The sequence below is a fragment of the Henriciella mobilis genome, assembly GCF_003576315.1.
GTDB classification, from domain to species: domain Bacteria; phylum Pseudomonadota; class Alphaproteobacteria; order Caulobacterales; family Hyphomonadaceae; genus Henriciella; species Henriciella mobilis.
Genome location: NZ_QWFZ01000018.1, coordinates 24,556 through 48,568, shown reverse-complemented (window position 1 = coordinate 48,568; position 24,013 = coordinate 24,556). Strand labels below are relative to the sequence as shown.

Sequence of the window (24,013 nt, the reverse complement as noted above, 5' to 3'; positions counted from 1 at the left end):
TGTAGCGCGACATTCTGGATGAGAAGCGAGCGTCAATCAGGATGAGAATCTGGAGCCGCGATTTTTGAATGATTGCGTCAAAGATTGACGCTTGCAAGAGGTTTGTCAGTTTGATTGTCGCGGCGCGTCAATCAGGCATGATATTGTTGGTGGTTGCGAACGCGGCGGGCCTTCCTGGTCCCTTTCGTCGCTCAACGGCCTGTCGGCGCCGATAGCTTTCGACATTCATCTCGAATATTGTTGCGTGGTGAACGAGGCGATCGACGGAGGCGAGTGTCATGGCGGGATCGGGGAAGACCTTGTTCCATTCCCCGAACGGTTGGTTGGCTGTGATCAACATGGACCGGCGCTCGTAGCGTGTGCTGATGAGCTCGAAGAGGACGCTGGTCTCGGCCTGATCCTTGGTGACGTATGCGAAATCATCGAGGATGAGCAGATCGAACTTGTCGAGTTTTGCCAGGGCGTTCTCGAGAACGAGATCTCTACGGGCCTGTTGCAGCTTCTGGACGAGATCGGTGGTTCGAGTGAACAGAACCCGGTATCCGCTCTCGATGAGCGCGAGTCCGATCGCCGAAGCGAGGTGGCTTTTGCCGGTTCCGGGCGGTCCGAACAGAAGCAGGTTTGCGCCTTTGCCCAGCCAGATGTCGCCCGCGACAATGGCCATGACCTGAGCCTTCGAGACCATCGGCACGGTGTCGAACTCGAATGTGTCGAGCGTTTTTCCAGGCAGGAGGCGGCCCTCTGCGAGATGCCGCTCGATGCGGCGGCGATCACGTTCGGCCAGTTCGTGCTCAGCCAGTGCGGCGAGGAAGCGGGCGGCGGGCCAGCCTTCCTTGTCAGCCTGGTCTGCGAACTTTGGCCAGCTGACCTTGGTTGCAGGCAAGCGCAGCTCGTTGAGGAGCAGGCTGAGCCGGGTCGGGTCTGTCGCGGAGTTCTTCATGCTCCTTCTCCCGTCGCCAGCGCAGGTGTGGAGCCGATGAGCGCTTCATAGGCCTGAAGCGGCTCGAGGCGGACGACGACATTGGGCAGGCTGGCGGCATCAGGCGCAAAGCGGGTTCGCAGACGGCCCATGTCAGGCAGGTCGCCAGTACCCAGACAGATCGACAACTCTTCAGCCAGTTCGCGCTCGCAGCCGCGTTCGTGGGCGAGACCAAGCAGCTCGACCATGATCTGGCACGCCTGGCGCTCGGTCAAACGATCGACGAGGAGGTCGAAGGTCTGCCTGTAGGCTTCACGTGGGAACAGCTGGTCGCGGTAGACAAGCCGCATCAAGGCCATCGGTTTGCGCTTCAGGGCATGGATGACGTGTCGGTAGTTGACGACCTGATCATGCTTGCCGGAAGGCGAAGCGCGCCCGCGCGGCAATGTCATGAGATGTGTGCTGCCGATGAAGACGTCGAGGCGGTCGTCATAGAGGCGCACGCGCAGGCGATGACCGATGAGACGCGAGGGCACGGTGTAGAAAACTTTGCGCAGGGTGAATCCGCCTGAGGATGTGACCCGCACACCGAGTTCCTCAAAGTCGGCGCTACGCTGCTCGGGCAGTTGCCTGAGCTCACTTCGCTCTGCGTCGATGCGTCTGGCATTGCGCGCGTTGCGGCGGCTGACGATCTCGTCGACGAAACCGCGATATGCAGTGAGGGTGTCGAAATCGCGCGCCCCCCGTAGCAAGAGGGCATCCTCGATCGCGCGTTTGAGGTGGCCGTGCGGGCCCTCGATGGCGCCGTTCTCGCGGGCGATGCCGGCATTGTTGCGCGAGGCGACCATGCCATAATGGGTGATCATCTCGTCATAGCGGCGGGTCAGGTCCTCGCGCGCCTCCTTGCCCAGATTACGGAAGGCCGCCGACAGGCTGTCCGTGCGGTGCTCACGCGGCACCCCGCCCAGCGACCAGAGTGCGTTCTGCAGGCCTTCTGCCAGGGCGACGAAACTCTCCCCACCGAGTACGACATGGGCGTGTTCAAAGCCGGAATAGGCCAGCCGGAAATGGTAGAGCCGATGGTCCAGAACCTGGTGGGTAATCGTGATGCCGAGTGCGGCCATGTCGGTGAAATCCGAAAGCCCCAGCCGGCCGGGTTCCTGCACCTGGCGGAAGATGACGTCCTGCTCCTCGCCATGAATGGCGCGCCAGGCCCGAATGCGACGCTCAAGCGTGCGCCGTACGCTCTCACCCAGATCAGGATGACGCCGGATCAACTCCTCGAAAACAGCCACGGGCCGGAGGCCCGGCGCTGCCTGCAACATCGGCACGACTTCGGCATCGAAAATGCCGGCCAGGGGATCAGGGCGCCGGCGGCCGCGCGCCTCGGTCTTCTGTGAAGGCGGTCTTGGATCCTTCTCGATCCGATAGGCGGTTGCCGGGCTGATCGACGCCTTCGCGGCGGCAACGGCTATCGGGTAAGTCTTCCTGTACGTCATATAGAGCCTCATCTGATGGTCGGTTATGTGGCGGCCGGGCAAGATGCGATCCCTCCGAATGGAAAATCGCCAGCTTACTCCACCGACCGCGAGCACCAGAAAGTCCTGAAAAACTTACGCTTCGGGGCAGGAACTCCAGTCGGGCTACGCCCTCCCTACGTTCCCGCCCCGAAGCGTTCTCATCCCGTTTGTCGCGCAACTCTCATCCTGATTGTCGCGCTGCAAACCGCCTTGTTGCGCACAAAGCCTTCATCCCGGATCTTGACCCGGATCGCATCGAAAAAGACCAGGGGATAGCAGGCATCGAGCGGGCGGTTCTGCCATTCGGCGACAGCCTCCAGAACCGCATCGGTAATCGTCGAGATCAGGTCGGCAGAGATGTCGATCCCGTATAGCTCCTCCAGATGGCCCCGGATCTCGCGCACGCTCATGCCGCGCGCGTACATCGAGATGATCTTCTCGTCGAAATCAGGAAACCGGCGCTGATACCGGGCGATCAGCTTCGGATCGAAGGTGCCCGACCGGTCGCGTGGAATGTCCAGAGTCACCTTCGAAGTGCCCGTCAAAACCGTCTTCTTCGATACGCCGTTGCGCCGGTTGGACCGTCCCTCAGAGCGTTCCTCGCCAAGATGCTCGTCCAGCTCCGCGTTCAGAATGCGTTCCGAGAGCGCCTTCTTCAGATCATCCAGGAGACCATCCTTTGCAAAAATCTCCTCAGGATCACGTCCTGAAAGCAGCTGGTCCAGGAGTTCTTTCTCGATTGCCATGTGATGCGTCCTTTCTTTCCATCACTATGACCCCGGCACAAAATTTCTGACACTCCCGTTCACCATGAACCGGCCGGGGATATACTCGAGCTCCTCGGTGACATCCTCGCCAACGCGCTTCAGCTTGCCACCGCAATCATTGCAGGCATCGCCCGTCTCAAGCACCTGGTCGATCCTTGGCAGGTGATCCGGCAGCGGCTTGCGGGCCGGCTTGTCCTTCGAGGCAGGCTCTGGCGCGCCAGCGGGAACCTCTGTGCTGCGGGTGATCTCCAGGTCTTCCAGCATCAGCTGGAGCTGCTGGAGGCCTTCGGCCGATGACCCGAACCGATGACGGGCCATCCCTGACAACTGGAGCTTCAGCTTCTCGATCAGCAGGTCGCGGCCACGCAACTCGATATGCGCGTCGCGCAGCATCGCCTTCAGCGCTTCGACATCATCGGGAAGATCAGCCACATCCGACATAGGCAGGAATCTACCCTGCTTCGCCTCGCCAGTGAATCCCGAAAATCGCTTTACCCTGTCGTCAGAGGCCGCCATGTCTGCTTCGTGATCCGCCAGTCGATCCCTTCAAGCAGCATCGACAGCTGCGCCTGGCTGAGGTGTACCTTGCCATCCTTCGCCGCCGGCCACACAAACCGGCCGCGCTCAAGGCGCTTGGCAAACAGGCATGCGCCCTGGCCGTCCCACCAGATGATCTTCACAAGATCACCTCCGCGTCCCCGGAACACGAACAGGTGGCCGCAGAAGGGATCCTCCTCCAGGACCTTCTGTAAGCGGTACGTAGACCTCACAGCTTTTCGGCTTGTAGGCAGCACTTTTTGTATTTTTTTCCCGACCCACAGGGACACGGATCATTTCGGCCGACCTTTTCGGTTCGCGGCTTGAGCTGATGGTTTGAAAGACGGTCTTGGTGCAACTCCATCACGCAGACAGCGATCATCTGCGGGGCTTCATAGCTGACCTGCTCGTCGAGTTCATCGTAGAGTTCAGGATCCTCGTCGGTTGCCCGCGCGATCGTGGCGAGGGCGACAAGCATGCCGAACGCATCAGCTGCCTGATCATCGTCTGGCCGATCCTTGAACGTCGACCAGGCCCGGGGACGCAAGGCGATCGCCTTGCCGAACCCCTCGGCCCAGAACTCCCACAGGAACGTCCCGTCGATGTCCTGGTCGAGCAACGGTTCGTAGGTGTCAGGATCATCAAGCCTGGATGTGATGTCGTTGTAGAGCGCCATGATCAGGCCGAGGATTTCGTTTGCCTCAGTCTGGTCCTCGAACACCGGACCGTCTCCGCCCCAGACGACAGGCAGCCATACGCTTGGCAGGATCATTTCGGGGCAGACGAGGAGGCCGGTGAGGAACCCGTCGAGCTCGGGCACCATCATGACTTCATCGTCTTCCTGAGAGACGAGGAAGTGATCGAGCCGGGCAAGGCCTTCGTCTGTCAGCTTGCGCATGCGAACGGCCCCGGCAGGAGTTCATCAAGTCGGCTCATGGGATGGCCCTGGGCAATGGCTTCGAGCGTTTTGGTCAGGTAGCCGAGCGGTTCGACGCCGTTGAGTTTGCAGGTTTCGATCAACGACGCGGTGCAGGCCCAGGCATGCGCGCCTTCATCATGACCGGCGAACAGATGGTTCTTGCGGCCGAGGGCCAGCGGACGGATGCGGTTCTCAACCGGGTTGCTGTCCATCTCGACATGGCCGTCAGAGAGGAACACCTGCAGCCCGCCCCAGCAGTTGGCGATGTAGGTGAGATGCTCACCCAGCCTGGACTTGGCAGAGATGCGTGCGCGTTTCTGCTTGAGCCAGTCGCCGAACGCAGCCACCAGCGGCGCGGTGCGGGCCTGGCGGACAAGCCGGCGCGCTTCCGGATCAAGGCCGCGGATTTCTGCTTCGATGGCGTAGAGCGCTGCGATCTGTTTGAGGCCTTCATCGGCAATGGGCGAGTTCGAGGACTTCTTGATCTCCACCAGCTTGCGGCGTGCATGCGCCCAGCAGTTGGCAAGCACGAGCGCGCCCTCCGGCCGGCCTTTCCGCGCGAGGCGCTTGTAGCCTGCATAGGCATCGACCTGCAGCGTTCCGGTGAACCCATTCAGGAACGCCTCGGCATGCTTTCCGCCCCGGCCATCAGCGTAGAAGTAGACCACACCCGGCGGACCTGTCCCGCCCCATCCGCGTTCATCCCGGGCCAGCGCCCAGAGATAACCGCTCTTGGTCATGCCTCGTCCAGGATCGAGCACCGGGCACCGGGTTTCGTCCATGAACAGGTGGCCTGAGGTTTTGAGGATTTCAGCAAGCCGCCGCGTCAGCGGAGAGAGATGATAGCCCGCGGCCCCGCTCCAGCCGGCGAGTGTCGAGCGATCCAGCAGGACACCGGACCGGGCAAAGATCTGCGCCTGCCGGTAAAGTGGAAGATGATCGCCGTATTTGGAGACGAGGACCTGCGCGATCAGCGCTTCGGTTGGCAAGCCGCCTTCGATCAGGTGCGCCGGGGCCGGCACCTGCGTCACGCCAGCCTCGCAGGTCCGGCAGGCATATTTGGGACGTACCGTGACGATCACCCGGAGCTGCGCCGGCACGCAGTCGAGCCGCTCCGTGCGGTCCTCGCCGATCCTCACCATCTCCCCGCAGCCGCACGGGCACTCAAGGCTCTCCGGTTCGATCACACGTTCGATCCGCTCAAGATGGTCTGGCAGGCGGCCGATATTGCGCCGGGAAGGCTCACGCGCCGTGCACCCGCGACTGCGCGCTTCGCTTTCTTCCTCAGCCTTTGCAACCGCCGTCTCGAGATCTTCAAGCAACAGGTCGAGCTGGTCCGGATCAAGGCGCTCAGACTTCTTGCCATAGAGCGCACGGCGCAGCTCCTTCACCAGGTACTCAAGCCGCGCGTTCAGGGCTTTGATTTCCCCAATCTCGTCGGCGATGGCGGCGGCGCTCTCTTCAGCCGCAGCGGCCTTTTTTTCAGCAGCGGCAGCTTTCTGTTCGTGCGCGGCGATCTGTTCTGCACGCGCCTCAATCAACTCCGCCTGCGCCGCCAGAACCGCCCGCACCTTCGGCGGAAGTCCGGCAAGTTCTGAAGCAGTGAGCGTCTCGGGCATAAGCCATATTATACACTGCTTCGTTCGCGGTGACTCGCTTATTCGACAAGGTTCGGACGGCGAACATTCACCGCGCGTACCTTGCGCCAGTCGAGACCTTCAAACAGCGCGCCGAACTGGGCTGCCGAGAGCTTCATCACCCCGTCCCGGATCGGCGGCCAGGCAAAGCTGCCCTGTTCGAGCCGCTTGTACGCCAGCACCAGCCCGCCGCCGTCCCAGGTCAGAACCTTGATCCGGTCCGCCCGCTTCGAACGGAACACGACGATGATCCCCGAATGAGGATCGAGGCCCAGCTCCGACTGCACCACCGCCGCAAGACCGTCATGGCCTTTGCGGAAGTCCACAGGCTTCACCGCCACGACCACCCTCAGGCCCTGTCCGGTCAGGATCATGTGATGCGCAGGACGCGGACAATGTCGCCAAGACGGGCCGCGCTGATATCCGCCGGCACCCGAACGACGATCCCGCCCGTCTCGATGCTGATCGCCCCGCACCTGCTTTGATCTTCATGCTCGGCCGTGCGGAGATCGCCCACGACCAGATGGGCAAAGGGTTCTTCGCCAGCCGATGGTAGTATCAGTCGCCCCTCGCGCACCGCCCGGCGCCATCCGGTTAGATGCTGCGGCGTCAGGCCGTGGCGATGCGCAACCGCGCTCACCTTCACGCCCGGCTCGAAGCTTTCGGCAACGATCTGCGCTTTGACCTCATCGGGCCAATTGCGACGCCCCGTCGGACCCTCGAGAACCTCAAGCCGGCTTATGTTGCTCCCAGCGGAAGCCAACAAATGTTGCACTGTTTGTTCCAACGCTTTGCTCCAAACCAAAACGCAAAGCTCGCCGAAACAACGTCGAAGGAGAACCCGTCATAACGGTGGGGCGGTCGCACCGCTTACGACCTTCTCGGCCAGTGCGGAAAGGCCATTAAAGCCCTTGCGCATGTCGGTCACGCCAGCCGCCAGCCAGACCCTGGTCGAAGCCGGAACCGGGATCATGTCACCTGCCTCAGGGCACGCAACACCCTCACCAGGGATGGCTCGTCCCTGCAGCGGATACGCGCTCCCGCCGCCAGTTCCACGATCACCTCATCGCCTGGCCCCGATAAAGGTTGGGCGGTCACCGCGACAGGCGCCGGACCGATCTTGACCGGAAGGAAACCCGTGACCGCCTTGTCGCCCCCGAAGCGGGGATCACGAAGCCAGTTGAAAATGACGTTCGCGTTCATGCCATGTCGGCGGGCCACTTCGGCTACCGACACAAACGGCTCCCGCGTCTCGGCCAGGACCTGGAGCTTGAAGGCCCTTGAATAACTCCGCCGCTTGCGCACAGGCTTATGGTCAAACATGGTCGGATCGTGTCCACTTGAATCAGGCGGACACTATCCGCCTCCATCCAACCAAAATCAGCATCGAGGCGTTCACCACAAGGGCGGGGAGACCGGACGGTTACATAGAATATATTATAATTGTCTGTAGAGCATCATACCGAATTTGTGGGGAGGCTCGTAAATACTGTTGATCGACAGCCACCCAACCCGTTCTACCAACACCATATCTGTCCAGATCGCCCCCTTTCAGGCCCGGACACGCCCGTGCTGCGAGCGCGCACAATCGAGACGTCCGCCGAAGCACAAGGAAAGCCAATGGCAGATAAAGTACCATGTGCAGCGACGGCAATACGTCCCTTTCTTGGCATCACAAACTCTCCTAATTTCGAATTACTCATTGGTAGCAACCAGGTAAGATTCGAGAAAATCGAGGCGGTCATTGCCCCAGAATATTTGATCATCGACAAACATAAGAGGCGCGCCGAATACGCCTCTTTGATAAGCTTGCGTACGCACCTTGCGATATTCGCCCTGGCCGGTTGGAGATGCTATGAATTCGCACAACCCATCGGCGTCGAGGCCAGTTTCTTCGGCACAACTTCGTAACTCGCTGAGATCACCAGGATCGATGCCAAGTCCCCAGATTCGGTGGTATGCCGCTGTGACAAAAGCTTCGGCCTGGCCATGGCCGCGAGCGTAAACCACCGCGCAGTTCCAGTCTGCACAGGCGAAACTCGCAGGAAATTTCAATGGCGCCGCGTATTTGACTGCCCAACGCTCCAGATCAGCCATCATGACCTTTATTTTCGGTGCAACTTCACGGTTGGATGGGCCATAGTTGCCAGCGGCAATCTTCGCCTCCGGAATGTCGATCGGCCAATATTCGATCTTGCAACCAGTCCTCCGGGCCAGGTCTGGCAACTTCAGCTGCGCGAGATAGCTGAAGGGACTGATAAAATCAAAATAGAAGTCGATTGTTTTGGTCAAGGTGCAATTCCAAAGCCGACCAGCTTCTCGTAGTTGTGCCAGAACCCAATAATGGCGCCTTCAGTGACCAGGTGGTCGGCATCATCGGGGCGATCGCCGCCCATGGCGATGTATGAGGCCGCGTCGTGTTCGCCTATGACAGCTCTCTGCACTATCTCGACCGCTTCGCCATCTTCCATGGAGACCAGCCCGGCCGGACCGATCAGGTTTGCCTGTTTCTGCCTGATCGCCTGCATCTCGACATCGTCGTCGGCATAGCCAAAATGGGTCCAGACGAGTTCGAAGCCATCGGTGCCCTTAGTCACGGTCTGCCTGACAGCCAGAGTGTTCTGGATTTGCTGGAGCACTAGGTTCGGGAAGACAGCAAGGATGACGAGGGTCACACCATCGTCGAATTCCTGCCGACCCTTCAGGAGCGACATGTCCTGAAGTTTGAACTCGGTGTCAAAAGTTCGGGAGTCGCCGTAGGCCTGCTTATCTGCCGCATCATCGTTGCTGGCGGCGATCGAATAAAGCAGTGAATGGCGCTTGTTAGCATCCATCACGCTCTTGCCCGTCTGTGTGGAGCGGTAGAGACCGAAAGTGTTATGGAACAGGTGGAGCAAACTCGCGTGATAAGGGTCGCGTGTGTTCTCCGCATACAGCTTCCAGTTGCCGTGGACATGCTGGCGCTGATCTCCAAGAACCTTGATCGGCTTGCACATGATACGTTCGATGTGCTCGATCACGATCGGCCCCAGAAAGTCACGCAGCGGCTCTACAGTTTCCGAAAAGCTGGCGAAGACCAACCCACCTACAGAATCTACGCGCAGCTTTCTAAGGCCATGCTCCTTCATGTCGAAGTCGCCCGGCATACCGCCCTGACCCTTAAGCCCGCGCCGGAACGGAACCCCGATCAGATTGCCTTCCAAATCATATGCCCACTGATGGTATACGCATTCCAGACTGGGCCGGTTGCCGCGCATCTCGCGGCAGACCAAGGCACCGCGGTGGGCGCAGCGGTTGACCACAACATGGACTTTTCCGTCGCTACCTCGGGTAACTATTACCGGGGTCTCGCCGATGAAGGTCGACTTGAAGTCTCCAGGCTCGGGAACTTCGGCTTCTAGTGCGACGAAGGACCACGTCTCACCCTGGAAGATGTTTTCCTGCTCGCGCCTGTAATAGTCCGGATCCGTGAATACCCGATAAGGAACACGGTAGCCCGCGACGTCCGCTGTTGCCGAAGACCCTCTGTTTTTAAGCGCTTTTTCTGCCATAACTACATTTCCATGATAAGGGTCAGATTGGACGAACCATCATTGTATCGATGACGTTTGTGTCAAAAACAGCGACCTTTGATATAAAAAGAGGCTGGTCTTCGCTGCAATCGATCTCGTCAATATACTTCCCGGCATTGTATATTTCGGTGTGTCCGTCCGCACGGGTCATGAGAACGGCGTAGTTCGTTTGCGTCGTTATCTTGAATTCATGCGCCGAAACGATGCGCGTCGGACCAAGGATGTGGCGATAGCTGTGGACCGGGAAAATGTTTGCCTTGCGTAGGGAAATTATGCGGTCGACCAACATGCCCTTGCTGTCGCAGAATATTGCGGACAGTGTCAGATTGCGATCATGGTTCTCGCGTGCGATGACGCGGTAGGTGCAATCCGGTACGAACAGGTCGGGCCATTTCTCCAGCCGGTCGTCATCTATCAGTTCGGCGTGGGTCGCGTTGAGTTCGGTCGCAAGTTGCTGCAAGCGAAACCGCTCAGAAGTGGACAGGTCCATTTCAGGCCGCTCCGCCCAGTTCGTCGATGCAAACCCAACCATCCTCGATAGCAACCGCGTATGTTTTGACCGGAACCTGACATGGAAAGGCCTTCGCCGCCCCCGTGGCGATGTCGAACGAACCGCCATGAAAAGGACATTCGATGATGCCGCCATCCTGGTACCCATCGGTCAGCATGGCGTTTCCATGGGTGCACATGTTGTCGGTGACGAAGATGTCACCATTAACATTGTAAACAGCGAGCGCCGGCAGGTCATCCAGAAACACGCCGATCGGTTCGCCATCCTTGACGTCGGCAACTGGACAAAGACGTACCTTATTTGTCATAGTGTTTCGCAATCCTTTGAAATAATTGATATGACAGCCATTTTGGAGGCCCCTTACTGGAGAGGGATATCCATGCCGTACCCCTGGGCCTCATTGCCGTGGCCGAAAATATCGCGGGTGTAGAATTCCTGCTGGGCTGGCGCCTTGCGAGCACCCCAACCAAATTCCCACAACCAGCCGGACGGGTTGGCGCAGTAGAAGGTGAGGGCCAAATCGTTGGCATGTTTGCCAAGCTGAAGCGCGACATCGATCTGCCGCTCGCGCACGATGTCGTGAGCGAGCCCGAGGTCGTCCAGTTCAGTATATTCAAACATCAGATGGTTGATGCGCTTTTCCATCGGGCCGAGGCCGAAGGCGACCGAGTGCTGCCGTTCGTTGCAATGCATGAAGTACGGCATGGCAACCATGCCGTTGGGCAGGTGCAACTGGTATTCAACCGATCCGCGCAGCCCCAACAGGCGGTAAAACGCGGCTGCGGCTTCGACATCGTCTTGGCGCAGGATGCAGTGACCGATCCCTTCCGACCCGGTGACGAATTTGCCGAACATGGGGCGTCCGGGATGGAAAGGCTTGTGGGCATCCACTTGCGGGCCGAAGAAGATTTCGGTGGGGTTTCCACCGGGATCGGTCAACTTGGCCAGGCCGAGCACGCGACGCTCGCGGGCTTCGGCATCGCTCGCCACAGTCACTGCTACCCCGGCGTTGGTCAGCTTTTCAACCATTGCCTCGAACTCGGTCGGATCGCCAAGCCGCCAGCCCATATAGGCCAGATCGTCAGTGTCGCCTTTGATAAGTGCAATGCGATGATGCCACAGATCCATCCGGAGATAGATCCGATCACCCTCACCTTCGTCGACGACTTCCATTCCGGCAACCTCGGCTGCGTAGGCTCGCCACGCATCGAGATCTGTCACTGACATGCCCAGATATCCAAGTTCGGTGACCGATGACATTTGCTACTTCTCCCCTTTATCTCTGCCTTGGACGTTATGTCCAAATGCCCAACGGATCCGCCGTCGCCATTATTGCGACTTCGACTATCCGATTCTGTGGGTGTTATAACTCAAGATTTCTCATGGTGCAATACGTTGCATATACTAAATTCCTCGTGTATAGAAGGCAATGGTTAGGTCTGACAGTTCGATTCGTTGCCTGATGTTTCTCCATGTTTCCGACGATGCGGACGTGGGAAGTTCACGGCGCTCAAGGATTTCGGGCGCGGCATCTGACTGGAATTTAAAAAACGGGAGAAATCAGACATGAATGCGACGGAAGAGCTCGTTGGGCGTATTGCCGACCTGCAGGTCCTGCGGGGCCGATTACAATCATGGCTGGCCAAGGATGAAGCGCGCGGCGTCTATCAGGTAGATCGTGCCGCTTTTACCGACCCCGAAATGTTTGAGCTTGAGGTAAAGTACGTTTTTGAACGCAACTGGGTGTTCGTTGCGCATGAAAGTCAGGTCGCTAAGCCCAACGATTTCATTACAACAAAAATCGGCAGGGTGCCTGTCCTTATTACGCGAGACAAGGCCGGGAACCTTCGTGGCATGATCAATGCCTGCGCGCATCGGGGCGCGCGCGTCTGCCGTGAAAAGGCCGGAAATAAGAAGAATTTCATGTGCCCGTTTCATGGATGGACCTATTCATCGGCAGGCGATTTGCTGGACGTCACGGAAGAAGCGGCTGGCGGCTATGCGCCGGGCTTCGACAAGGCTGATTTTGGTCTGCCGCAAATTGCGCGCCTTGAAAGCTATCGCGGTTTCATATTCGCAAGCCTTTCCGACGACGTCTTGCCGCTTGAGGATTATCTGGCTGGGTCGAAAACGTTCATTGACCTGCTTGTCGATCAATCCCAGACTGGAGAGCTTGAGGTAATCCCTGGTGCCACCCGATATCGTTATCAGGGCAACTGGAAGATGCAGGTTGAAAACGGTCTTGACGGATATCACGTCAGCACTGTCCACGCCAACTACTTCATGACCGTCCAGCGGCGTGTTCTGGGCGAATCGAAAAACGATACCAAGGCGATCGATTTTGCCAACTTCAATCAGCAGGATGGCGGGTCGTTCTCTTTCAAGAATGGCCATACGGTCCTGTGGGCTGACTATGCCAATTTCAAGGATCGGCCGAACTTTCAGTGGATCGATTGGTTGACTGCCACCCACGGGGAAGAGAAGGTATTGTGGATGAACAAACGGATCCGCAATCTCCAGCTTTTCCCCAATGTGTTCCTGATGGACCAGACCAGCAGCCAGATCAGAATCATTCACCCGATTTCGGTCGATGAAACGGAAGTCACGACCTATTGCATCGCGCCTGTTGGTGAGAGTGCTGAGGCCCGGGCCTTGCGGATTCGGCAGTATGAAGACTTCTTCAACGCCAGCGGCATGGCGACACCCGATGACCTGACCGAGTTCAACAATTGCCAGATTGCTTTCGCCAGCGGTGAAGGCCGGATGAATGATATGTCGCGCGGCGCTCCCAGATGGGAGAAGGGCGCTGGACATTTCGGTGCAGGACTGGATGTAGACGCCGTCCTCAGCAGTCCCGCCGTGGCCGACGAAGGCCTTTATGTTGCGATCCATGATGAGTGGGTGAACCGCATGAATTCGGCGATCGATCGCGAAAGCGCTGAACTGATGGCGTTTGGGGACAAGGGGCTGGTTTTATGACTGACGTAGATGCAAAATGGCTGTCGGTGTTGCGCTTCCTTGGGCGAGAGGCCCAGGCGCTGGACGAGAAGGACTGGGATTCCTGGTTGGCGCTCTACGACGAGGAGGCTGAATACTGGGTCCCTGCCTGGGATGATAGCGAACGCCTGACCGCCGATCCGAAGCGTGAAATCTCGCTCATCTATTATCATAACCGGGGCGGGCTGGAAGATCGGGTGTTTCGCATCCGGACCGGCCGGTCTTCATCCAGTACGCCTGCTCCGCGGACGCAGCATATGTTCACGCTGCTGTCGGTCGATGACACCGCTGCTGGTTTGCAGGTGCGAACCTCATGGACCGTCACTTCGGTGCTTGAAGGCGATGTCACCGTTTACAGCGGATCCGCGCACTACGACCTTGCGCCAGCAGGCAATTCCTTTGTGATCAAGCGCAAGAAGACGATTGTGATAAACGACGTCGCCAAGACAATGCTCGATGTCTACAGTATCTGACCGGCCAATGGGTTCGCTTGGCACACGGCCGGTCGTTGGAACGATGATCGGCGATCCTGCCGGGATCGGTCCGCAGGTTGCGGTCAAGGCGCTTGCGAGCGGGCAAGTTCACGAAGTGTCTGTCCCGGTTCTGGTCGGGTCGTCTGCGGCCGTCGAACGGGCCATCGACATGACCGGGGTCAAAGCGCGCGTGCGTGCCATGAAGTCGCTCGAGACGCCCAGTGACGATCCGGGCGTGATTGATGTGATCGACACGGGTGCCTTGCCTGCCGGGGTTCTGCCGCTGGGCGAAGACACTGAGGCGGCGGGGCACGCGACGGCGCAATGGCTTGATGAGCTTGATGCGCTGGCGCGGGACGGATCCTTTGCGGCGACGATCATGGGACCGATCAGTACCGGTTCGCTGAAGATGGCCGGCAAGCTGGACAAGGTTATCAGCCCTACGCCCGGCGAGAGCTATCTCGTTTTGCTGACCGGCCCCTTGCGGGTTGCGCATCTGACTGATCATATGTCCTTGCGTCAGGTGATCGATGTCATTTCCGCTGATCTTGTGGCCAAGGCCATCGGGCAGGTGAACGACGCGATGCAGTCCTGGGGCATTGCCAAACCGCGCATTGCGGTTGCCGGGCTTAATCCCCACGCCATGGGCGATGAGGAGCGGCTGGCCATCGCGCCGGGTGTCGAGCAGGCCAAGGCCATGGGGATTGCCGTCGAAGGGCCGGTCGCGCCGGATTCGGTCTTCCGCCAGTGTATCGAGGGCCGCTACGACATGGTTCTCGCGATGTTCCACGATCAGGGCCATATTGCTGTCAAGACCTGGGGATTTTCGGGCAACTGCGTAATCATGATGGGGCCGCCCTATCTCCACATGTCGGTCGCCCATGGCACCGCCTACGACATTGTCGGTTCAGGCATAGCGGACGCGGCGATGATGCTCAGCGCGATGCGCACCTGTGGGCGGCTCGCATCTGGGAAGGGATTTGAACTTGAAGGAGTGATGGAATGAACACTCAAGTGCGGGTTGAGGCCCAGCGATCAATCCCCACGGCGATCGACTATAAGGTCTATCACGACCCCGAAGTATTCGCTGCGGAACAGCGCAACGTCTTCAAGGGTCGCACCTGGTGTTACCTTGGACTAGAAGCCGAAATTCCCAATGCTGGCGATTTTCGAACGAGCCATGTCGGTGAAACACCCGTCGTTCTGGTGCGCGGGCAGGAGGACAAGGTTTTCGCCTGGGTCAACCGGTGCGCGCACAAGGGAGCAACTGTATGCCGCTCACTGCGCGGCAATCAGGCTGATGGCGCTTTTGTCTGCGTATACCATCAGTGGGCTTACGATTCCGAAGGAACGCTAGTTGGCGTGCCGTTCCGGCGCGGCATGAAGGGCGTCGGCGGCTATGATAAGGATTTCGATCCGGCCAATCACTCGCTCGAGAAGCTTCGGGTGGAGAGCTACAAGGGGATGGTGTTTGGGACGTTTTCGTCTGAAATAGAGCCGCTCGAGGACTTTCTAGGCCCCGTGATGCGCAAATATATCGACCGGGTTTTCCAGCGCCCGATCAAAGTGTTGGGCTATTCGCGGCAGTATATGGCGGGCAATTGGAAGCTCTATTCCGAAAACAGCCGGGATAGCTATCACGGCGCCTTGCTACATCTGTTCTATCCCACCTTCGGCATTTACCGCCAAAGCCAGGACAGCGCGGGAGAACTTGCCGAGCAGGGCTTCCATAACGTCTTTACGGTGTCCAAACCCAAGGGCGACATCGATTACACGTCGTTCGGCGACGAAGCCAATCGGGAGATGCAAGGGGCCACGAAATTGCAGGATGAAAGACTGTTGCAATTCCGGCCCGAAATTGACGACGATGTGGGGCTGCACATCCAATCGCTGTTCCCCAACGTAGTGCTGCAGCAAATCCAGAACACGCTGGCGACTCGTCAGATCGTGACGCTTGGCCCTGACAAGACCGAGCTGGTCTGGACTTACTTTGGCTATGCCGACGATGATGAGGAAACAACGCGGCACCGCCTGCGCAACCTGAATCTCGTTGGGCCTTCCGGGCTGATATCGATGGAGGACGGCGAAGCGGTCGAGCTTTGCCAGCAGGGGACCATCGGGGCGGAAGGCAAGTTTAATTTCATCGAAATGGGTGGCGACGATGTACGCGAATATTACGCACCGATGGGCATGGATGAGAACGCCGTGCGTGGATTCTGGAAAGGATATCTGGAATTGATGGGTGATGCCTTGTCGGCCTCGACAGCGGAGGTGCCGGCATGACGATCGCAGATCCAGTTCTGCAAGGTCTGATCGATTCCCTGAACGCCGCTTACGGTCTATGCCTCGATGACGGGCGCCTTGAAGATTGGCCCGAGTTCTTTGTTGAAGATTGCCTCTATCAGGTGATCGCTCGCGAGAATGTCGACAATGGCCTGCCTGCTGCAGTGATGTATTGTGATAGCAAGGGAATGCTGGTTGATCGCGTGGTGGCCCTGCGCCAGGCCAACGTGTTCCCAGAACATTTCAGTCGTCATCTAATCTCTCGGGCGGTTGTGACTGGGAGCGAAGGGAACACGGTGACGGCGGAGGCCAGCTATGCCGTGCTGCAAACCCGCAACGACGGTGAAACGCGCATCTTTAATGCCGGAAAGTATGTCGACAGGTTCCTTGTCGAGGACGGCGCGGCAAGGTTGGTCAGCCGGACGTGCGTCTACGACACCCACCGGATCGCGACCCTGCTGGCGACCCCGATCTGACGGCCGCAATTTTTACCAACAAGAGACAAGAGGAGAAACACAATGCAATTGTTTATTAGTCCCGGCGCCTGTTCGCTTGCACCGCATATTGCCCTGCGCGAAGCCGGCGCGGATTTCGAGGCGGTCAAGGTCGATCTCGCAACCCGCAAAACCGAAGCAGGCGACGATTTTCTGGCCGTTAATCCATCCGGCAAGGTCCCGGCGCTGACCCTGGACAACGGTCAGAGCCTGACCGAGAACCCAGCAATTCTGCTTTATATCGCCGATCAAAATCCCGGAGTCGGCTTGGCGCCAGCGGAGGGCAGCATTGAGCGCTATCAGCTGTTGAGCCGCCTCAGCTTTCTCGGCTCGGAATTGCACAAGGCGTTCGTCCCGCTGTTCACGCCTGGCACAACGGACGACGCCAAGGCCGCAGCGACGGTCGCCGTGAAAGGTCATTTGGCCGGACTTGATCAGGAAATCGCTGGCAAGGAATATTATGTCGGCGAAGCATTTAGCGTCGCTGATATCTACCTGTTTGTAATCCTCGGCTGGCCCGCCCATGTCGGCATCGACATGGCAGCTTATCCTGCGCTCGGCGCTTTTGCTGGCAAGATAGCGCAGCGTCCCTCGGTGGGAGCAGCTCTCAAGGCAGAAGGCCTCATCTGAATTTCTTTCGCTGACACTATCGGGAGCAATTGCGATGGTTGCAAAGCTTTGGCCTATTGCAAATGCATTCTTTTTAGAGCAATAACAAATAATAACAAATTTGGTCTTTTGGAGTAAATCCGGGCGGGTTCTTGCAGGAACAAGATTCGTCGGGGTTACCGGAACCAACAAAAAAAGTTCGGGAGAGAGTATGATCACCGCTTCGAATGAAGTCGCACGCGCCGAGATCGGCAAATCGCTGGTCGTGGATAACTGCGCAACCAATTATCATGATGTCGGCGAAGGCGCGGCGGTTTTGCTGGTCCATGGCTCAGGGCCTGGCGTCACTGCCTGGGCCAATTGGCGACTTAATATGCCCGAACTCGCTAAGCGGTTCCGAGTCATTGCGCCAGATATGTTCGGTTTTGGCTATTCCGATTCCAAGGGCCGAGTCGAAGACAAGCAGATCTGGGTTGATCAGTTGGCAGCTCTGCTCGACAAACTTGGCATCGACAAGGTGTCAATGGTGGGCAATTCGTTCGGTGGCGGCATTACCCTTGCTTTCATGATCGCTCATCCAGATCGGGTCGAGCGGGCGGTGCTGATGGGGCCAGCCGGTCTTGAATTTCCGATTACACCCGCGCTTGAGGAAGTCTGGGGCTACGAACCTTCGGTCGAAGCCATGCGCTCATCACTCAAGTATCTTGCTTGGGATCACAGCAGGCTGACTGACGATCTGGTCAAGTCGCGATATGAAGCAAGTATCCGTCCGGGTGCGCATGAACCTTACCATGCGACCTTCGGCGGCCCAGACCGCCAGAGCAATATAGCGATGCTGGCAAGCCGCGAAGAAGATATTACCGCGCTGCAGCACGAGACCCTGATCCTGCATGGCCGGTCCGATCAGGTCATTCCGCTGGAGTCGAGCGTGCGCTTGGCCAATCTGCTGCCTCGTGCGGACCTGCACGTTTTCGGCGAATGCGGGCACTGGGTTCAGATTGAGCGCATGGCCAGCTTTAACCGAATTGTGTCTGAATTTTTCACCACCGGCCTCAATGGCTGACGCATACAAGGAGAACTGAAATGGCTGTAACTGGTGTACTCCGTCCAGGATACGTGCAACTGAGGGTCCTCGATCTCGACGAGGCTATTGTTCATTACCGTGACCGGATCGGTCTCAATCTCGTCAGCGTCGAGGATGGGCGTGCCTATTTCCAGGCGTTCGACGAATTCGACCGCCACAGCATCATCCTGCGCGAAGCGGATTCGGCCGGATTAGATCGGATGGCGTTCAAGGTCGCGAAAGACTCCGATCTTGATCATTTTGCCGCACGCCTGCTCGACGCGGGAGTTGACGTCGATGTCATTCCCGCTGGCGAAGATCCGGGTGTCGGACGCAAAATCCGCTTCAACACGCCGACCGCGCATGAGTTTGACCTATACGCAGAAATGGAGCTGTCCGAAACCGGGCCCGCAGTACGGAACCCTGATGTCTGGATCGCCGAGCCCCGCGGCATGCGCGCGACCCGGTTTGACCACTGTGCGCTCAACGGCGTGGACATCTCGGCGAGCGCCAAGATCTTCGTGGAAGTTCTCGACTTCTCCGTCACCGAGGAACTGGTCGACGAAAGTACGGGGGCACGTCTCGGTATCTTCCTGTCATGCAGCAACAAGGCCCATGATGTCGCCTTTCTGGGCTATCCGGAAGATGGCCGGATCCACCACACTTCGTTCTTTCTCGAATCCTGGCACGATGTTGGGCACGCGGCTGACATTATCAGTCGCTACGATATCTCGCTCGACATCGGCCCTACGCGCCACGGGATCACTCGCGGCCAGACGATCTATTTCTTCGATCCGTCGGGCAACCGCAACGAGACGTTCAGCGGCGGCTATTTCTACTACCCCGACAACCCGCGCCGCATGTGGCAGGCGGAAAACGCAGGCAAGGCGATTTTCTATTACGAGAAGGCGCTGACCGACCGCTTCATGACGGTAAACACCTGATCATGGACGGTTTGGTGACAATCCGGACAATCGGACACGGCTTGGCCGCACAAGCGGTTTCGGCCGCCGTCGCCAAGGGCGAGGAAACCGGTTGCCCGGTCGTTGCCGCCGTCATCGGTGGAGGAGGCGAACTGGTGGCTCTGCTGCGAGCAAGCGGAACACCCTTTCCCTCGTCACAAATTGCCCAGGACAAGGCCTATACCGCCGCCAGCTTTCGGGTTGCGACGCCTGACGTGTACAAGATGGTTTCGGGCAATCCGGCGCTGAGCGCCGGGATAACCGTTCAGCCGGGGATCGTGATGTTTGGCGGGGGGCTGCCCATCGTTATCGATGGCGAATTCGTCGGCGCAATCGGCGTCTCTGGTGGATCTGAAGAACGCGACATTGCCTGCGCCAACGCGGGCCTATCCGCAATCGGCGCAGGGCAGCAGTGAGCGGCCAGCGCCTCAATAAATTGGAACGATAGAACTCAAATGACTACCAATTCGCCTCGACCTGTAGCCGACACCATCCTCAATTTCATTGGGGGTTCCTATCGCAAGGGCAGCCAGGGAAAGACCTTTGACAACGTCAATCCTGCAACCGGACAGACGATCGGCACGGTTCATGAGGCAAGTGAAGCCGATGTCGCCGATGCAGTGGCGGCGGCTGAGGCGGCTCTTGATGGTCCTTGGGGCAAGATGACGACGGCCGAGAGGGTCAAGTTGATCGTCGCGGTGGCCGCCGAAATCGAGCGCCGTGCGGATGATTTTCTCGATGCCGAGGTGGCCGATACCGGCAAGCCCCGTCACGTGGCTTCGCACATCGACATTCCTCGCGGCGCGGCGAATTTCCGCATGTTCGCCGACGTTATCGCGACGATGCCAGGCGAATCCTTCACCACGCCGACGCCCGATGGTGGGCAGGCGATCAATTATGCCGTGCGCAAGCCCAAGGGCGTGATCGCGGTGATCTGCCCGTGGAACTTCCCGTTGCTGCTGATGACCTGGAAGGTCGGACCGGCGCTAGCCTGCGGAAACACAGTGGTAATCAAGCCTTCGGAGGAAACCCCCCGAACAGCAGCGCTTCTGGGCGAAGTCATGAACGCGGTGGGGATGCCCGAAGGTGTCTACAACGTCGTCCATGGTTTCGGCGGCGGCTCGGCGGGCGAGTTCCTGACCTCCAACAAGGATGTCGATGCGATCACTTTTACCGGCGAGACCGGAACCGGGCAGGCGATCATGCAAAAGGCTGCAGTCGGGGTCCGCGACGTTTCTTTCGAGCTCGGCGGCAAGAATGCGGCGATCGTCTTCGCCGACGCTGATCTCGACAAGGCGATTGAGGGCCTGTCACGCTCGGTCTTCCTCAACACCGGGCAGGTCTGTCTCGGCACAGAGAGAGTATACGTCGAGCGGCCGATATTTGATGAATTCGTGCAGCGGATGGCGCTAGCCGCGCAGACGTTCAAACCCGGCGTGATAGGCGATCCGACCTACCTTGGGCCGTTGATCAGCGCAGAGCACCGCGACAAGGTGCTCGGCTATTACGCGAAAGCGGTCGAAGAAGGGGCGACGGTTGTCGCCGGCGGCGGCGTTCCGAAAGTCGATGGCGATCAGGCGGGCGGCTTCTATGTCGAGCCGACGCTGTGGACCGGACTTGCGCACGACAGCACAGTGATGCGGGAGGAGATCTTCGGTCCGTGCTGCGGGGTAATCCCGTTCGACTCCGAAGACGAGGTTATCGCGCTGGCCAATGACACCGACTACGGATTGTGCGCGACCGTGTGGACCGAAAACCTTTCGCGCGCGCACCGGGTGGCAGCGGCGATGCAGGTCGGTGTGTGCTGGGTCAATTGCTGGTTCCTGCGCGATTTGCGCACGGCGTTTGGCGGGTCTGGCCATTCCGGGATCGGCCGGGAGGGCGGTGTTCACAGCCTCGAATTCTACACTGAAACCGCAAACATTTGTGTGAAGCTCTGAGATTATGACCATGGAAACCAAGATAGACCCTCGGGTCATTCAACAAGCAGCCGAACAGTTGCGCGGTGCCGCGACAAGCGGAACGCCCGTCGCACCGGTTCGCGACCTCATATCGGCGGGCGGGGTGGATGCGGCCTATGCCGTGCAGGAGGTCAATACCCGGCACTATGTCGACAGCGGACGAAGACTGGTAGGCCGCAAGATCGGCCTCACTTCGCTTGCAGTCCAGCGGCAGCTTGGCGTCGACCAGCCCGATTACGGCATGCTGTTTGCCGACATGGACGTGCCTGAAGGCATACCGGTTTCGCTTGATCAGGTGATTCAGCCCAAGGTCGAAGCTGAGATCGCGATCGTCATCGGTCGCGACCTGCCCCATCCGGACCTGACGACCGCCGAAATGATCCGCGCGGTGGAATATGTCGTGCCGGCGATCGAGATCGTCGACAGCCGGGTGGCCAATTGGGACATTCGCATCTGGGATACGGTTGCCGATAATGCCTCAAGTGGCCTGTTCGTGCTGGGCGCGGTTCCGCGCAAGCTCGATGGGCTCGATCTGCGTGAATGCGGCATGGTGATGGAGATCAAGGGCGAACCCATTTCGGTCGGCGCTGGTATCGCCTGCCTGGGCAGCCCGATCACCGCATCGTTGTGGCTGGCGCGGGTCATGGCGCGGGTCGGCCGGCCGCTGCTTGAAGGCGACGTGATCCTGTCCGGCGCGCTCGGCCCCATGGCCGGAGTGAACCGAGGCGATGTCGTCGAGGCAAGAATAAACGGTGTCGGAATGGTGCGGGCAGAATTCGCCGCCGATACCAACTGAAAACTGGATGAAAGACAAGCGTATGCCAAAAATGAAATGTGCGATCATAGGCTCGGGAAATATCGGCACCGACCTGATGATCAAGTTGCTCAAAGGTTCAGATGTGCTCGAACTTGCCGCAGTGGTTGGTATCGACCCGGCATCCGAGGGGCTGGCGATGGCCCGCGAACGGGGCGTGGAAACCACCCACGAGGGGATTGAAGGGCTACGCAAGCTGTCCGTCTATTCGGAGATCGGGATCGCTTTTGACGCGACCTCGGCTTACGCCCACAAGGAGCATGATGCCGCGTTGCAGCAGGATGGCAAACTGGTCGTTGACCTGACACCCGCAGCATTGGGACCATTTTTCGTGCCCCCGGTCGGAAATGTGCTCGACAGCAGCGTCCGCAACGTGAACATGGTCACCTGCGGAGGCCAGGCGACCATCCCGATCGTCGCAGCCGTATCACGCGTGAGTCCTGTCCATTACGCAGAAATTGTCGCATCGGTTTCGTCGCGTTCAGCGGGGCCGGGAACCCGCGCCAATATCGACGAGTTCACCCGGACCACTGCTAAGGCGATCGAGGTCGTTGGCGGTGCGCGCCGCGGACGCGCGATTATCATCCTCAATCCGGCTGAACCGCCGATGATCATGCGCGACACGATTTTCACGCTGACCGATCAGGTTGACGAGGATCTTATCCGGCAGTCGGTGCAGGACATGGTGCAGACCGTCCAGTCTTATGTCCCCGGCTATCGCCTCAAGCAGGAGGTACAGTTCGAGCGGTTTGGTTCGAACCAGCCTCTCAAAATCCCCGGCTATGGCGAGTTCGTCGGTCTCAAGACCAGCGTTTTCCTCGAGGTAGAGGGGGCGGGCGATTACCTGCCAAAATATTCCGGCAACCTCGACATTATGACAGCTGCGGCCAAGGCGGCCGGCGAGCGGCTTGCATTGCAGAACCTAGAAAGGGTGGCACCATGACCTTCAACCCTGAAACCGGCAAGCTTTACATCCAGGACGTCACCCTGCGTGACGGGATGCACGCAATCCTTCACATGTACGGCACCGACAGCGTCCGCACGATCGCCAAGGCCCTGGACGATGCCGGTGTCGACGCCATTGAAGTGTCGCACGGTGACGGTCTCAACGGCACGTCATTCAACTATGGCTTTGGCTCTCACACCGACTGGGAATGGATCGAGGCGGCAGCCGACGTGATCAAACGGGCGGTGCTGACCACGCTGCTGGTCCCTGGCATCGGCACGGTCGAAGAGCTTCGCCGCGCTTACGCATTGGGTGTTCGCTCGGTACGTGTTGCAACCCATTGCACTGAAGCAGACGTTGCCAAGCAGCATATCGGTATCGCCCGCGATCTTGGTATGGATGTATCGGGCTTTTTGATGATGAGCCACATGATCGACGCCGAGGCGCTGGCCCAGCAGGCCATGCTGATGGAAAGCTATGGCGCGCACTGTGTTTATGTGACCGACAGCGGCGGCGCACTCGACATGGACGGTGTGCGCGAGCGGCTGCGGGCTTACGACCGCGTTCTCAAGCCAGAAACCCAGCGCGGCATGCATGCCCACCACAATTTGTCGCTCGGTGTCGCAAATTCGATCGTTGCCGCTCAGGAAGGCGCAGTACGGATCGATGCCAGCCTTGCAGGCATGGGGGCAGGGGCGGGCAACGCCCCGCTCGAAGTGTTCGTTGCTGCGGCCGACCGAAAGGGCTGGAACCATGGATGCGACGTGATGGCGTTGATGGACGCAGCGGAAGATCTGGTCCGTCCACTCCAGGATCGCCCGGTGCGGGTCGACCGCGAGACGCTGAGCCTGGGCTATGCCGGTGTCTATTCAAGCTTTCTTCGTCACGCGGAAAAGGCGGCCGAACAATACGGCCTCGACACCCGCGAAATTCTGATCGAACTGGGTAAACGGCGCATGGTTGGCGGGCAGGAAGACATGATTGTCGATGTTGCGCTCGATCTCGTTTCCGCGCGGGCAACATAGGCGA

26 protein-coding genes and 3 pseudogenes are annotated in these 24,013 nt (G+C 59.0%); 13 read left to right on the top strand and 16 right to left on the bottom strand.

The window, feature by feature from the left end; genetic code table 11:
• Window positions 1–127: 127 nt before the first annotated feature.
• The 16 genes and pseudogenes from istB to bphC all read right to left on the bottom strand — a co-directional run bounded on the left by istB (window position 128) and on the right by bphC (window position 11,642).
• A complete protein-coding gene (gene istB, locus D1227_RS10730) occupies window positions 128–940 on the bottom strand; it encodes an IS21-like element helper ATPase IstB (RefSeq protein WP_119404655.1) in 813 nt (270 codons plus the stop codon).
• Window positions 937–2,460, bottom strand: coding sequence for an IS21 family transposase (istA, locus tag D1227_RS10725; protein ID WP_035542056.1), 1,524 nt, complete (start codon window positions 2,458–2,460; stop codon window positions 937–939). The genes istB and istA overlap by 4 nt, the downstream gene beginning before the upstream one ends.
• 182 nt (window positions 2,461–2,642) lie before the next feature.
• Window positions 2,643–3,185: pseudogene (locus tag D1227_RS10720) on the bottom strand (IS256 family transposase); the annotation flags it as partial.
• 24 nt (window positions 3,186–3,209) lie between these two features.
• Window positions 3,210–3,647: an IS66 family transposase gene (locus D1227_RS10715; protein WP_035542059.1), complete on the bottom strand. Its 438-nt coding sequence runs from the start codon at window positions 3,645–3,647 to the stop codon at window positions 3,210–3,212.
• A 50-nt stretch (window positions 3,648–3,697) separates the two neighbouring features.
• Window positions 3,698–3,955 (bottom strand): annotated as a pseudogene (tnpB, locus tag D1227_RS10710) (IS66 family insertion sequence element accessory protein TnpB); the annotation flags it as partial.
• A 17-nt stretch (window positions 3,956–3,972) separates the two neighbouring features.
• Window positions 3,973–4,641 (bottom strand): UPF0149 family protein, encoded by a 669-nt coding sequence (locus D1227_RS10705; protein WP_119404673.1) that lies wholly within the window; start codon window positions 4,639–4,641, stop codon window positions 3,973–3,975.
• Complete coding sequence (tnpC, locus tag D1227_RS10700; RefSeq protein ID WP_084146413.1) at window positions 4,629–6,281, bottom strand: IS66 family transposase; 1,653 nt, start codon at window positions 6,279–6,281, stop codon at window positions 4,629–4,631. The genes D1227_RS10705 and tnpC overlap by 13 nt, the downstream gene beginning before the upstream one ends.
• A 38-nt stretch (window positions 6,282–6,319) precedes the next feature.
• Window positions 6,320–6,673 carry an IS66 family insertion sequence element accessory protein TnpB gene (gene tnpB, locus D1227_RS10695; RefSeq protein WP_035540695.1) on the bottom strand — a complete coding sequence of 118 codons (354 nt, stop codon included), beginning with the start codon at window positions 6,671–6,673 and terminating at the stop codon, window positions 6,320–6,322.
• A complete protein-coding gene (tnpA, locus tag D1227_RS10690) occupies window positions 6,670–7,062 on the bottom strand; it encodes an IS66-like element accessory protein TnpA (protein WP_045695771.1) in 393 nt (130 codons plus the stop codon). The genes tnpB (D1227_RS10695) and tnpA (D1227_RS10690) overlap by 4 nt, the downstream gene beginning before the upstream one ends.
• A 108-nt stretch (window positions 7,063–7,170) precedes the next feature.
• Window positions 7,171–7,272: pseudogene (locus D1227_RS20350) on the bottom strand (IS66 family insertion sequence element accessory protein TnpB); the annotation flags it as partial.
• The gene (tnpA, locus tag D1227_RS10680; protein ID WP_045695144.1) at window positions 7,269–7,622 is read right to left on the bottom strand and encodes an IS66-like element accessory protein TnpA; all 354 of its coding nucleotides are present in this window, start codon (window positions 7,620–7,622) and stop codon (window positions 7,269–7,271) included. The pseudogene D1227_RS20350 and the gene tnpA (D1227_RS10680), both read right to left, overlap by 4 nt.
• 372 nt (window positions 7,623–7,994) lie before the next feature.
• Window positions 7,995–8,591, bottom strand: a complete 597-nt coding sequence (locus tag D1227_RS10675; RefSeq protein ID WP_035540696.1) for a 2-hydroxychromene-2-carboxylate isomerase — start codon at window positions 8,589–8,591, stop codon at window positions 7,995–7,997.
• Entirely contained in the window at window positions 8,588–9,850 is a 1,263-nt protein-coding gene (locus D1227_RS10670) for an aromatic ring-hydroxylating dioxygenase subunit alpha (RefSeq protein ID WP_035540699.1), read from the bottom strand. The genes D1227_RS10675 and D1227_RS10670 overlap by 4 nt, the downstream gene beginning before the upstream one ends.
• Before the next feature lie 22 nt (window positions 9,851–9,872).
• Window positions 9,873–10,361: an aromatic-ring-hydroxylating dioxygenase subunit beta gene (locus tag D1227_RS10665; protein ID WP_045695146.1), complete on the bottom strand. Its 489-nt coding sequence runs from the start codon at window positions 10,359–10,361 to the stop codon at window positions 9,873–9,875.
• Between the two features lies 1 nt (window position 10,362).
• Window positions 10,363–10,689 carry a non-heme iron oxygenase ferredoxin subunit gene (locus D1227_RS10660; protein WP_119404672.1) on the bottom strand — a complete coding sequence of 109 codons (327 nt, stop codon included), beginning with the start codon at window positions 10,687–10,689 and terminating at the stop codon, window positions 10,363–10,365.
• Window positions 10,690–10,742: 53 nt separating this feature from the next.
• Window positions 10,743–11,642, bottom strand: a complete 900-nt coding sequence (gene bphC, locus D1227_RS10655; protein WP_035540701.1) for a biphenyl-2,3-diol 1,2-dioxygenase — start codon at window positions 11,640–11,642, stop codon at window positions 10,743–10,745.
• A gap of 306 nt (window positions 11,643–11,948) precedes the next feature.
• Between bphC and D1227_RS10650 the strand changes: the two genes are divergently transcribed.
• From D1227_RS10650 to dmpG, 13 genes are all read left to right on the top strand, one after another.
• A complete protein-coding gene (locus D1227_RS10650) occupies window positions 11,949–13,361 on the top strand; it encodes an SRPBCC family protein (protein WP_119404671.1) in 1,413 nt (470 codons plus the stop codon).
• On the top strand, window positions 13,358–13,852 hold the full coding sequence (locus tag D1227_RS10645) for an aromatic-ring-hydroxylating dioxygenase subunit beta (RefSeq protein WP_035540703.1): 495 nt from the start codon (window positions 13,358–13,360) through the stop codon (window positions 13,850–13,852). Before D1227_RS10650 ends, D1227_RS10645 begins: the two co-directional genes overlap by 4 nt.
• Window positions 13,836–14,858: a PdxA family dehydrogenase gene (locus D1227_RS10640; protein ID WP_119404670.1), complete on the top strand. Its 1,023-nt coding sequence runs from the start codon at window positions 13,836–13,838 to the stop codon at window positions 14,856–14,858. Before D1227_RS10645 ends, D1227_RS10640 begins: the two co-directional genes overlap by 17 nt.
• A complete protein-coding gene (locus D1227_RS10635) occupies window positions 14,855–16,135 on the top strand; it encodes an aromatic ring-hydroxylating dioxygenase subunit alpha (RefSeq protein ID WP_035540707.1) in 1,281 nt (426 codons plus the stop codon). Before D1227_RS10640 ends, D1227_RS10635 begins: the two co-directional genes overlap by 4 nt.
• Window positions 16,132–16,611: an aromatic-ring-hydroxylating dioxygenase subunit beta gene (locus D1227_RS10630; protein WP_035540708.1), complete on the top strand. Its 480-nt coding sequence runs from the start codon at window positions 16,132–16,134 to the stop codon at window positions 16,609–16,611. The genes D1227_RS10635 and D1227_RS10630 overlap by 4 nt, the downstream gene beginning before the upstream one ends.
• 42 nt (window positions 16,612–16,653) lie before the next feature.
• Window positions 16,654–17,259, top strand: coding sequence for a glutathione transferase GstA (gstA, locus tag D1227_RS10625; RefSeq protein WP_119404669.1), 606 nt, complete (start codon window positions 16,654–16,656; stop codon window positions 17,257–17,259).
• Between the two features lie 190 nt (window positions 17,260–17,449).
• Window positions 17,450–18,301, top strand: coding sequence for an alpha/beta fold hydrolase (locus D1227_RS10620; protein ID WP_119404668.1), 852 nt, complete (start codon window positions 17,450–17,452; stop codon window positions 18,299–18,301).
• A 20-nt stretch (window positions 18,302–18,321) separates the two neighbouring features.
• The gene (locus D1227_RS10615) at window positions 18,322–19,245 is read left to right on the top strand and encodes a catechol 2,3-dioxygenase (RefSeq protein ID WP_035540713.1); all 924 of its coding nucleotides are present in this window, start codon (window positions 18,322–18,324) and stop codon (window positions 19,243–19,245) included.
• Window positions 19,246–19,259: 14 nt separating this feature from the next.
• Window positions 19,260–19,679 carry a GlcG/HbpS family heme-binding protein gene (locus D1227_RS10610; RefSeq protein ID WP_206741594.1) on the top strand — a complete coding sequence of 140 codons (420 nt, stop codon included), beginning with the start codon at window positions 19,260–19,262 and terminating at the stop codon, window positions 19,677–19,679.
• A 39-nt stretch (window positions 19,680–19,718) separates the two neighbouring features.
• Window positions 19,719–21,203: a 2-hydroxymuconic semialdehyde dehydrogenase gene (locus D1227_RS10605; protein WP_035540717.1), complete on the top strand. Its 1,485-nt coding sequence runs from the start codon at window positions 19,719–19,721 to the stop codon at window positions 21,201–21,203.
• A gap of 4 nt (window positions 21,204–21,207) precedes the next feature.
• Window positions 21,208–22,020, top strand: a complete 813-nt coding sequence (locus D1227_RS10600) for a fumarylacetoacetate hydrolase family protein (RefSeq protein WP_119404667.1) — start codon at window positions 21,208–21,210, stop codon at window positions 22,018–22,020.
• Window positions 22,021–22,042: 22 nt separating this feature from the next.
• Window positions 22,043–22,981 (top strand): acetaldehyde dehydrogenase (acetylating), encoded by a 939-nt coding sequence (locus tag D1227_RS10595; protein ID WP_035540761.1) that lies wholly within the window; start codon window positions 22,043–22,045, stop codon window positions 22,979–22,981.
• On the top strand, window positions 22,978–24,009 hold the full coding sequence (dmpG, locus tag D1227_RS10590; RefSeq protein WP_035540720.1) for a 4-hydroxy-2-oxovalerate aldolase: 1,032 nt from the start codon (window positions 22,978–22,980) through the stop codon (window positions 24,007–24,009). Before D1227_RS10595 ends, dmpG begins: the two co-directional genes overlap by 4 nt.
• The last annotated feature ends 4 nt before the right edge of the window (window positions 24,010–24,013 follow it).